The sequence below is a fragment of the Zoogloea sp. genome, assembly GCF_028689785.1.
In the GTDB taxonomy this organism is placed as follows: Bacteria; Pseudomonadota; Gammaproteobacteria; order Burkholderiales; family Rhodocyclaceae; genus Zoogloea.
On sequence record NZ_JAQVCN010000003.1, the window covers coordinates 131,049 to 141,565 of the forward strand.

The following is a 10,517-nucleotide window of genomic DNA, read 5'->3' on the forward strand; positions in this document are numbered from 1 at the left end:
AGGGGGCCTTTATCGGTTCTCGAGCATCCGGCGCGCCACCCGGGCGCCCCAGCCGACAAATCGGCGCAGGCGCGGCGGCAGGGAGTTGACGTAGGCGTTGGGCGGCGAGGACAGGCGCTTCTGGATGCTGGCCGGCAGGGTGCCCACGTAGTGCTGGGAGGTTTCCGCGGCGGCGGTGTACAGGCGCTCAATGCCGGCTGGGTCGGGCGCGTGGCCCTTCAGCACCCGCTCGACGGCATCGCGGAACTGGTCGGTTTCGACGCTCAGGGGGCGGTCGGCCATGAAGCGGGTGCCGGCCTGGCTCATGGCGGCGCGGGTGGCGGGCTGGTCGAGCAGGCGCAGGATGCTCTCGGCGATGCACTCGGGGGTCTGGTTGGCCAGGGTCACCGCTTCCGGAGGGAAGTCGTAGAGGGTGTTCTCGCGCCACATCTCCACCACCGGCAGGCCCGCCGCCATCATCTCGAAGGGGATCCGCGAGGGGTTGGAGGCGCTCAGGCACAGGCCCACCGCGCTGCGGTTGTAGAGGGTGTTGCAGTCCTGCAGCTTGAGCAGGCCCAGGTGTTCGTGCTCGAACCAGATCGCGCCCTTGTCCCGGGCGGGGGATCCATACAGGTAGATCTTCACGTCGGGCATGCGGTGCTTGACGATGCCCAGCGCCTCCAGGCCCAGTCGGCTGCAGCGGCGCGGCTTGTCGGGCTGGTGGATGAAGCACACGGCCCGTTCCTTCTGCACGTCGGGCAGGGGGCGGTAGATGTCCAGGTTGGCGCCGAAGTCGAAGTGGTAGGCCGGTACGCCGAAGCGCTCGCCCAGCTCATGGCGCAACCAGCGCCCGATGGTGACCGGCGTGAGCCCGTAGCGATAGGAGTTCTCCGCCATGAGGAACGCGTCACCCATGGGGTTGAAGCAGGCTTCGTAATCCTGCACGAAGTAAAGCTTGCGGCAGGGGAAGGGCAGGTCGCGCACGAAGGCGGCGGAATACCAGATCGTGGCGATGGCCGCGTCGGCGGGCTGGATGGCATCCCAGCCGAAGCTCACCCGTTCGAAGGTGTAGCCGAAGATCTGTTCAATCAGCTGGCTGCCCTTGTCGGGGTCGGTGTGGGTGCCTTCGAGATAGAGGTGGCAGCGGTGTCCGTGCCGTTCGAGGGCGAGGGCGTGTTCGAGCATCGTCCGATGCCCGCCCGAACCTTCGATCAGCCTCGGGATGAGCCAGGCGATAGTGGCCATGAGGGTGTGCGGTCTTGCGTGTCGTGATTGTTCGAGGCGACAGGGCCGGCGGGCAAATATACGCACCGGCCCGGTGCGCGTAGCCCGTAATTATCGCATGCGGGCTGCGGATGATGGCGGTGCGGGGTGTAAGACCAGATTACGTGGGGAGGAGGCCACGGGGGCGGGCAAGCTTCCGAATCACCAGCCACGCGCCTGCGAGCACCAGTATCGTGAGAAGGACGGACTCGCGGTTGAAGCGTTGTTTTCTCTGGTCGCTTCTGTCGAGAGGCGAAAGCAGGACAGACATACTGCCCGCTTCTGGGGCGTGGGTGTCGATCTCGAGGTGACGTCCGGCCTCGTCGATGGCCACCCACCCCTGGTCGGGTCCGGTCTCGAAGTGAACGATCAGGTCCTGGTGCAGCGTGTTGGTCTGAATCAGAAGTGGGCTCAGGCGTGGTGCGGAACGGTAAACGCCATCCACGTAGGACCATGTCATTGCCGATATCTCGGCTTCAAAGGGCTTGCGCATCCAGACTGGTGTGGAGTGCAGCGCGACGCTTGAGACGCCAACGACCTTCTGGTCGAGAGGTGTGAGACTGACCAGCCTTTTCGAGGGGAGGAGCGCAAAAGGCAGCAGGTGGAGGCTGGTCACGAATGTCGCGAGCAGGAGACTTCCTTGATGAATCCACGTGTGCGCTTGCGACGGCTTGGCCATGGGAATGGGGTTGCGACGATGGTACCGGTATGCGAGCAGAATCACGCCGAGCCCGCAGTAGGCGGAAAACCCGCTCCAGTAGAAGTATCGAAATTCGGCAGATACATTGAAAAAGAAGAATGTGACCAGATAAACCAGTCCAGACAAGAGCACTGCGAGACCAAACTGACCTTCGGTCGTTGTGTGCAGCCGGTAGCGCAACGCCAGGATCAGGCCAATGATCGAGAGCGAGGCAAAGAACCAAGGGCGGCCCAGGCGATCATTGACTTCGGAGGTTGCATAGGCTCGCGCGAGTTGCGTAGCGGGCCGAGGGGGAGAGTCAGGCACTGCCCAGCCCCAGGGGTTGGCAGCGTTGTAAAGCATGGGGCGGGAGTTTGGATCAAAGATGGATTTCTTGAACGTCGGGACGAGCATCACGAAATATGACGCAGGGTGCTCAAGGATGGTGCTGATCCATGCCTGGGTGAGTCGGCTCGTGCCCCAGATGCCCTGGAGATGCAGGGTGTCGCTGATGAAGCGGCATTGCCCCCACGAGGCTGCCGTGTCCCACTGAATGGGGCTGTAGCACGATTCGACTATTTGCCGTGATTGCTCGGAGGTCCATGTTCCGGGAAAGAGATTCTTCCTTTCGTGATATGAAATAGCGAGAAGTTGATAGGTTTTGATGCTGTCACCCGGGTGTGAACGCTGAACGTCTAGTGCAGTGTTCTGCACGCTGTACAGGACGGGAAGCAGGCTGAGCACGGCGAGGCTCTGCAGCGTCGCACGCTTCAAGCCATGATGGCCATTGGCAAATAGAAGGAGCGGGACAAGACAGAAGACCGCATTGAGACGAACGAAAAAACCCAGGGCGATCACGGCGTTCGCTGAAATCTGGAGTGCCAGCCGTGTGCCCGGATTGGCGTGCTCCCGGCGTGCCATATACGCAAGGCTGCAGGCGGTGACCAGCACTGCGGCCAGCATGGCGTCGATCACCACGTGCCCCAGGTAGTTGAAAGTACCGGGTAGCAGTGGAATTGCGACAAGTGCCAAGGCGCCACGCCCAAGTTTTGGCCTGATGGCAATCGCAAGTGCTGCCAGCCCCCCCCAGAAAAGTAGATTGTCGAAAACAATGAATCCGACCGGGCCAGGGAAAAAGTTAAGAAGCGCGCGCCATATTAGCGTGACGGTTGGTGATCGCCAGTCTATGTAATCTCCTGTCATGGCTTCCTCCAGCTGGTACTTTGAGTCTGCGTTCAGATAGCCGGGGTAGCTAGCCGCTATAGAAAGGGTGAAGCCAGCGAAGGCAAGCAGGGCTGGCAGCGCCATTTGAAATTGATGGTGCTTTTCAGTCGAGTCTGAGTACGGTGAATGCATTTGCGCTCAAATTCTGGAAAGACGTACTACGTGCTGGCCCTTATTGAGCCTGATTGTTGTTGCTGCTTTGACTGAAGCATGAATAGAAGCCCCGCAAAACTGCAGAAAAAGCTAGTTACGGAGTAACGAGGTAAATCAGCGACCCCGAGAAACGTGAGCATTGCGATGTTTGCCGCGCCAATAGAAAAGCATATAAATGCTAGCGATCTAAAGTAGGACTGGTGTGGATTGATCCGGTAGGTTGCAGCAGCTCCGAGGGCGGAAAATATAAGCCACATATAAGGTTGACCAAGCTCTCCCTTGGTGAAAAATCGCCATATGTTGTGGATGGCCTCAAATCGCAGACTGGGCTTCCACTCAATGTATGTATCTACACGGTCGGGCTGTAGTATCTCAAGGTTGGAGCGCAGGTTGTCGATGGTAAAGTAACTGTTCTTGTTGCCTTTGAAGTACAGAAGATTTTTGGCGAAATTAAGTCGATGCTCAATGTATGCGACTGGATTCTGTATGATTGTTTTCATCCACCACCAAATGACTTTCTTGCGCTCTTCTTTTTGAGTCAGTCGCAGCTTCATTTCTTCAAAGTATTGCGGGCATTTTCCCCATGGAGAAAAGGTATCCCACCACTTTGCGCTGTAACAGATGCCAGGTTTGTTAGGGAGTGATATGGGCCAGTCTTTAAGTGTGAGGAATTCGTTTGTGTTCTTTGCGTGCGAGATGCCTGCTACATCAAAGATAATCAATGAACCCTCTACTCCTGATTTTTGGGGTTTGAGGATGGTGTTGTTTGCAAAGGAGCTTAATTGGTACGGGATACTAACCGCAAGCACGGCCAAGAAAGCAGTCTTTGCTGCTCCCTTGTTGAGTCCCGGTCTCGTGCGTAGGAAGAATGTTAATGCGACGAACGTAAATAGAAAAATGTTAGTTGGGCGTATGGCGTAGGCAAGTGATAGTGCGAGTATGGTGAGGGCGGTTGCTTTGGTGTCCTCTGTGGACTCTCGTTGAGCTTCGCTTCCTGCTGCTAGGAAAATGGCAGCGATGAGTATGACATCCTTGTAGACGTAGCCGGAAATATAAATGCAAAGGCTCGCGAAGATGATTGCACATATTAGGTGCAGCCACTTATAGTGCTGCTGGGTGTTGATGGTGTTCTTTTTGCTGAAAGCCGAGCCGAGGAAATAGGCGGGCAGTGGAAGTAATAGCAGGCACTGCACAAGCAGCCCAGATGCTGGTTGGCTCAGCCATGGGTCGAATAGCGACCATATGAGGCTGGTCGTAGGGGAGTGCCAATCTATCAGCCAGTCAGGGTGGCGGCCATGGTCAAACATGACCAATGAATCTGAGTTTGCCCTGCCTGGAAAGTTTAGCGTGAAGCCTAAGGCAACCAGTGCGAAATAGATTTTTGTGGGGAAGCGAGTCGTATTAAACATGGTGCGTCGCTATGGGCGAAAAACCAGCTTTTTGCTTGCCCAGAAGTTCGCAAGCATGCCAGCCAGAGATCCAATGGCTATTGCAAGAAGTAGGTGATGTGCTTCTTTTCCGATAACGCTGATTAGTGCTGAATAGAGCGCTATGTTTATAGCTCCACCCGTGAGCATGGCAATAAAGTAACGTAAAAGCTCTTGGAGCGGAGAGTTTGTGCGCCGTGCTGTACGAAATGTTATTGAGCGGTTAAGAGCCCAGGTGAAAACAACTGCTGAAATGAAAGATGCTATGCGGGCGTAGTAAGGGCCGAGTGACGACGAGAGTGCTGTGAGTACTCCAAAGTCGACCGCAAAGCCCGCTAGACCAACAAAGAAAAACTGCGAGAGTTGTTTCATTCTGTATTGCGTGATCTCTTTTGAGAGATGCCAGGTATCGAAAGATAGCAAAGTCTTTTGGCTTCTCTTCTTCCGATTGTGACCGTCTCGAGTATTAGTCCTGTGGTGAACAGCATTACTCCAATAATCCCAAGTCCCGAACTTAGAATTGCTGTTGGAAAGCGCGGTACAAGTCCTGTTGTCGCGTATGTTAAAAAAATCGGCAGTGCAAGAACGAGTGCCGTAGTCATACTTGCTACTCCTAGTAGCGAATAAAACTGAAGTGGGCGTTCAATGGCAAAAAGTCCGACTATGGTTTTGAGGATTCTTGCTCCATCGGAATATGTTCTTAGCTTGCTCGTTGAGCCTTCTGGGCGCACTCCGTACGGGGTGGTTACCTCGCCATAGGGCATTCTCAGTTCTAGAGCGTGGATCGTCAGTTCTGTCTCGGTTTCAAAACCATGGGCCATGGCTGGAAAAGACTTTGCATACCTTCTAGAGAAGGCCCTGTAGCCGGAGAGCATGTCTGTAAATTTTCCTCCGAAGATCCGACTCATAGTCCCTGTTAGCATTCTGTTGCCAAACTGGTGGCCTGCTCTGTATGCGTCATTGCTGTCGTGCTGGCGCACCCCAACAACCATGTCCAGGTTGTCGTCTATCAGTTTCTGTACGAGGGAAGGAGCGCTAGGCGCGTGGTACGTCGCGTCTCCGTCTGCCATGATGTAAACGTCTGCCTCAACGTCAGCAAACATCCGTCGTACGACATTTCCTTTTCCCGCAATGGCGACGTGGTGAACGATTGCACCTGCGGCGATTGCGTTTGCTGCCGTTTTGTCAGTTGAGTTGTTATCAAAGACAAAGATTTCTGCGCTCGGCAACGATTCGCGGAAGCCACTTACCACGGCGGAAACCGTGAGCTCTTCGTTGTAACATGGGATTAATACGGCGACACGGAGTGAAGAAGGATCGGTGACCATCACTTTAATCTTATGTTTGGGAGGTTGGTTAATACTGTCAAATGATAAACGGATTTTCTGGTTTGCCGCTGAGCGCACAGAGTGTCACTTAAGCCACCCTGTCCAGGGGATGCAGATCGGACTAGTTACTTTCCCAATAACCGAAACTTCTGCGCAAGATGGATGAGGCGATTCCAAGGTGCTCTTTGAAATTGTTTGATCATCAAGGCTTGATTTTCAATGAGTTGGTCACGCGCGTGTATCTCCCGCCCCATCTCCTCCATCGCCGCGAAGCGTTCTTCCAGCAGGCGTCCCTGGGCTGTGATGGCCTCGTCACGGTGGGCGATCTCCGTGCTCATGTGGGCCATGGCGCGGGCACGGGCTTCGATGAGTTCGGCCTGGGCCTGCAGGGCGGTGTCGCGTTCGTCGATCAGGCGCGCCTGTGCGTCGAGGGCGCCTTGCTGGTCGGAGAGCTGCCGGGCAGAGCGGAAGATCCGTTCGTCCAGACCGGTGGCCCGGGCCAGGCGGGGCAGGAACCAGCCGTCGGGGCCGGGCCGGGTGAGGGCGCGCAGGGCGGCCGGGTCGGGCAGGCGGCGGGCGGCGATGCCGAAGCACAGGGTGGCCAGGGGCGGCAGGCTGGGGTTGTGGAGCAGGGCGGTGCAGGCGCCCTCGGCATCAAGGCCGTCCAGGGTGCCGCCCAGGGCTAGGGTCTGGATGTAGGCGTTTTCGTGGATGTGCCGCCAGACGTCGTCTTCGGCCAGGGTGTTGCTGGGGTGGACCCGGTAGCGGACCAGGGGTTCGGGCAGCCACAGGGGCGGCGTGTCGGTGCTGGCGCGCAGGGCCCATTCCCAGTCGTGGGTGTAGCGCAGGTCTGAGAAGCCGCCGATACGCTGAAAGAGGCTGCGGGGAAAGACGAAGTTGGAGGTGGTGATGGCCAGGTTGCTGGTGAGCAGCCAGCCGGTAGGGGGCTGGCCGGCGCAGCGGGCGCTGGCGCTGGCGTAGTCCAGGGCGCGCTCGTGACCGGGGGCCGGTCTGCCGTCGCTGTCGATGAAATCAACGCCGCTGAAGGCCAGGCGCGCATCGGTACCCAGGGCGGTCAGCATGCGGGCCAGGCGCTCGGGGTGAAAGGCGTCGTCGGAGTTGAGGATGGCCAGGTAGTCGCCGCGGGCCAGGGTCAGGCCCTCGTTGAGGGTGGCGTGGGCGCCCTGGTTGGTGGTGTGGCGGATGGCCCGCAGGCGGGGGTCGCGGATGGTTTGGATGATGTCCCAGGTGCTGTCACGGGAGGCGTCGTCGATGACGATCAGCTCGAGGTCGTCGAGGGTCTGTTCGAGGACACTGGTCAGGGCTTCCGTGATGTAGGCCTGGTGGTTGTATGCCGGAACGATCACGCTGATCTTGGGGGCGGGCATGGGCTAGTCCTGATGGATGTCGTCGAGCCATGCCTTGAGCGAGCTCAGGACCGCTTCGACGGACGTTGTGTCAATGACTTGGCTGGGTGTTGCGGTCGGCCAACTTGACGTGGGACTACCGGCCGGGCACAGGATGAGAAGCCCGGCTTCGAGGGCGTTGGTACTGTCCTGTTCCAGGCTGACGGAGTCGAGGGCGAGGAAGGCGTCGGCAGCGAGCAGGAAAGAATCCCGGTCATGCTGGGATGTGGCAAGGAAGAGTTGCCGGGTCGCGACCAAGGCGGTTACGTCTTCGCGGCAGTCGTTCCAGCACGGCGCGTCCAGAGCGACTCCGGCGATGATGGCACAGAGATCGTTGCGTGCAGCGATAAGGGGCTTGATTAGGGCGAGGTAGCGCTGGGCAGTGGCGCTGTCGGCCGGTGTGCCGAGGGATAGCAGGATCCGTCCTTGATCGGGAATGCCAAACCAGTGGCGCACCCGCTCGCGCACCTCGCGCCGGCCGTTAGCGTCAAGCACTGGCAGTGAGTGGGGGCCTGCATGCATGTGTAGCGACGGCGGCGGGGCTGTTGGCAACTGCAGTGTTGGTTGGACGAAACGTCGAACCCCGCTGCCAATAATGCGTAAGGGCGCGGAAAATCGCCAGGAGCGGGAGGCGCGGAGATCATCCAGCTGTTTGGTAAGTTCTAGGTTTTGCTTTTCCAGCTGAGCAATATGTAACTGTTGATGTTTTGCGAGCTCTTGGTGCTTAGCCGCTTTGTCAACCAGCTGCTGGATGTCGTGTCTTGCCTGCGCGCGCTCATCCGCTACTTTTCGTAGGCTCGATAGACGGTGTGCAGCCCTAAAGAAGTCGCTTTCTGAGGATGGAGGTGGAAGCACTGCGTTGTAGTCTCGGACCATGTCCTCGACGCTGCGCCCGTGTCGTGCGGTGACTCTTTCACGCATAGAGTCAAGTTTCTTTGGTGCCAGTGCTAGAGATCTAATTTTTGCCGTCAATATTGATGGATTCGGAGGAAACAATTCTCCACTGACTCCGACTTCGATCCGTTCAACAAAAGCGCCTAGCTCTGTTGCCAGTACAGGTAAGCCGAGAGCGAACATTTCGCTCAGGGTATAGCTAAAAGACTCATGGTAAATCGACAGGAGCATGGCGCAGTCGGGGTCGAAGCCACGAATGATGTCTGAAAGATCAGAGATTTCGTAGTTTTCGATGACATCAACTCCCGGTGTGTTTTTGAAAGGGCGTCCAAAAGTGCCACAGCCGAGGAGCAGAATTTCTGCATGTTCAAGTATGCCGGGGAGTGCCTGGCGGAAAAGGCCGAGCCCTTTGTGTTCCGAAAGGCGTCCGGGAATCACAATCCTTAGATGAGATTTAGCAGGGCGAATTGGCAAGGAGGGAAGTTGCGATTGGTCAATCCCATGGGGTATGTGAGTCCATGGTATTTCGGCCAGTTCAGGGTGTAGGGTTATCCATTGGTCGTGCACGCTTTTCGAAGGGGCGATTATTTTGAGCGTTGGCCGCTTGACGAGGCGCCCGTATTCTCGACGCAAATTATGCCAGTCAGCCGAGGAGGTGTTGTGCCAGAACAAGTTTAGGGGGTTGTCATAAAGACAGTCCCGCAAATTTTCTGGAGTGCAGCTCAAGCAGGGAGTCCTGTTGCAGGCAAAAATTGCAGGGCAGAACGGGTAGACGTCATGGAGAACTACAAGTGTTGGCTTATCCGTGGCCAGTGCTTCCAGAGAGTGACCAATCAGTGAAGAGATAATAATGCTTTGAACATTGAAGTCATCCGTGATCTGCGTGAGAATTTTTGCGTATTCAGGATGTGAAGTCGTGCTGGCACGGATCGGGAGCTTAAGTTCCCATGCAAGGATTGGTGCGTATCCCCGTGTAGGTTCAATGAGCTCTAGCCGAAAACCTGCGGAATTCCGGTCGCTAATTGACCTCAATAGTAGATTGCGACGGACTGAGTCTGCGCGGCAGTAGTCCTGGATCCACCGCTCAGTACCGCCGCCCCAGCTATGACTAATGTGTAGCTGTATGGGGCGATACGTATCGGTGAGTGTCTTGGCAGTCGATCCGCTATGTTCGCTTCTTACTTCCGCTTCTTCGGTACCTCCTTCGGCACTGCGAGCTTGGTCAATCGCTTTGCAGAGACGTCGTATCGGGTTATCTGCGATAAAGGAGTGAACTACCTCTAAGTAGTCCGGATGCACTTCGAGCAAACGAGCGATCGCGTTTTTTACGAGCGCATCGCGTTCGGACGAAAAACTCACCCCCCCCTCATGAAACACGAAGACGTCGGCGGCCAGCAGGTTGGCCCAGCCCTGGGCGGCGGCGCGGCGGCAGAAGTCGTTCTCCTCGCCATAGCCGCGGCCGAAGCGTTCGGCGTCGAAGAGGCCGACTTCATCCAGGCAGGTGCGCCGGATGTACATGCAGAAGCCCACGCCGGTGGGGATGTCGACAACCTGCCCGGCCAGGGTGGTGGCGATCAGGCTGTCCAGCCCGGCCAGGCCCAGGCTGCCGGGCACGCCGCCGGTCCAGCCTTCGAAGGGGTAGGAGCAGATGGTGGCGTTGTTGGAGAAGGGGGTCAGGGTGCCGGCCCTGGGGTTACGCGCGGCGCAGGCGGCGAGGCGGTCGAGCCAGTCGTTGGCGACTTCGGTGTCGCTGTTGAGGAGGATCACGTCCCGGCTGGGGTTCAGGGACATGCCGCGGTTTACCGTGCGCACGAAGCCCAGGTTGGTGTCGTTTTCCAGCAGGGTGAGCCTGCCGGCGGCGGCCTGCTCGCGCAGCCATGTGGTCAGCGCCGGTTCGGGGCCGGCATCGTTGATGGCGATCAGCTCGAAGGGTGTCCGTTGGCAGGCACGCAATACGCTTTCGATGCAGCGCTGCGTTTCTGCCAGGCCCCGGTATACCGGGACGATGACGTCGATAGGAGGGGTGTTCAACGGGTTTCAGGCCAATCGTCGGGTGAGGCTTGCGGGCGGGCCTGAAAGCTCGATTTACACTCTTTCAGAACCCGGATCAGGGTGGGGATTTTATCATTGCAGGGCTGTGACGGCCGCCCTTTCCGGAGGTTCG

At 57.6% G+C, this 10,517-nt stretch carries 7 protein-coding genes; all 7 read right to left on the minus strand.

Features of this window, described 5'->3' with window-relative positions; translation table 11 throughout:
* Positions 1-9: 9 nt before the first annotated feature.
* Complete coding sequence (locus PHI64_RS02820; protein WP_299878246.1) at positions 10-1,224, minus strand: glycosyltransferase family 4 protein; 1,215 nt, start codon at positions 1,222-1,224, stop codon at positions 10-12.
* Positions 1,225-1,363: 139 nt separating this feature from the next.
* Positions 1,364-3,277 carry a hypothetical protein gene (locus tag PHI64_RS02825; protein WP_299878250.1) on the minus strand — a complete coding sequence of 638 codons (1,914 nt, stop codon included), beginning with the start codon at positions 3,275-3,277 and terminating at the stop codon, positions 1,364-1,366.
* 26 nt (positions 3,278-3,303) lie between these two features.
* Positions 3,304-4,707, minus strand: coding sequence for a hypothetical protein (locus tag PHI64_RS02830; protein WP_299878253.1), 1,404 nt, complete (start codon positions 4,705-4,707; stop codon positions 3,304-3,306).
* Between the two features lie 9 nt (positions 4,708-4,716).
* The gene (locus PHI64_RS02835) at positions 4,717-5,097 is read right to left on the minus strand and encodes a GtrA family protein (protein WP_299878256.1); all 381 of its coding nucleotides are present in this window, start codon (positions 5,095-5,097) and stop codon (positions 4,717-4,719) included.
* Positions 5,094-6,053 carry a glycosyltransferase gene (locus PHI64_RS02840; protein ID WP_299878259.1) on the minus strand — a complete coding sequence of 320 codons (960 nt, stop codon included), beginning with the start codon at positions 6,051-6,053 and terminating at the stop codon, positions 5,094-5,096. The genes PHI64_RS02835 and PHI64_RS02840 overlap by 4 nt, the downstream gene beginning before the upstream one ends.
* A gap of 125 nt (positions 6,054-6,178) precedes the next feature.
* Positions 6,179-7,441 (minus strand): glycosyltransferase, encoded by a 1,263-nt coding sequence (locus PHI64_RS02845; RefSeq protein WP_299878262.1) that lies wholly within the window; start codon positions 7,439-7,441, stop codon positions 6,179-6,181.
* A gap of 3 nt (positions 7,442-7,444) precedes the next feature.
* Entirely contained in the window at positions 7,445-10,384 is a 2,940-nt protein-coding gene (locus PHI64_RS02850; protein ID WP_299878265.1) for a glycosyltransferase, read from the minus strand.
* Positions 10,385-10,517: the final 133 nt, after the last annotated feature.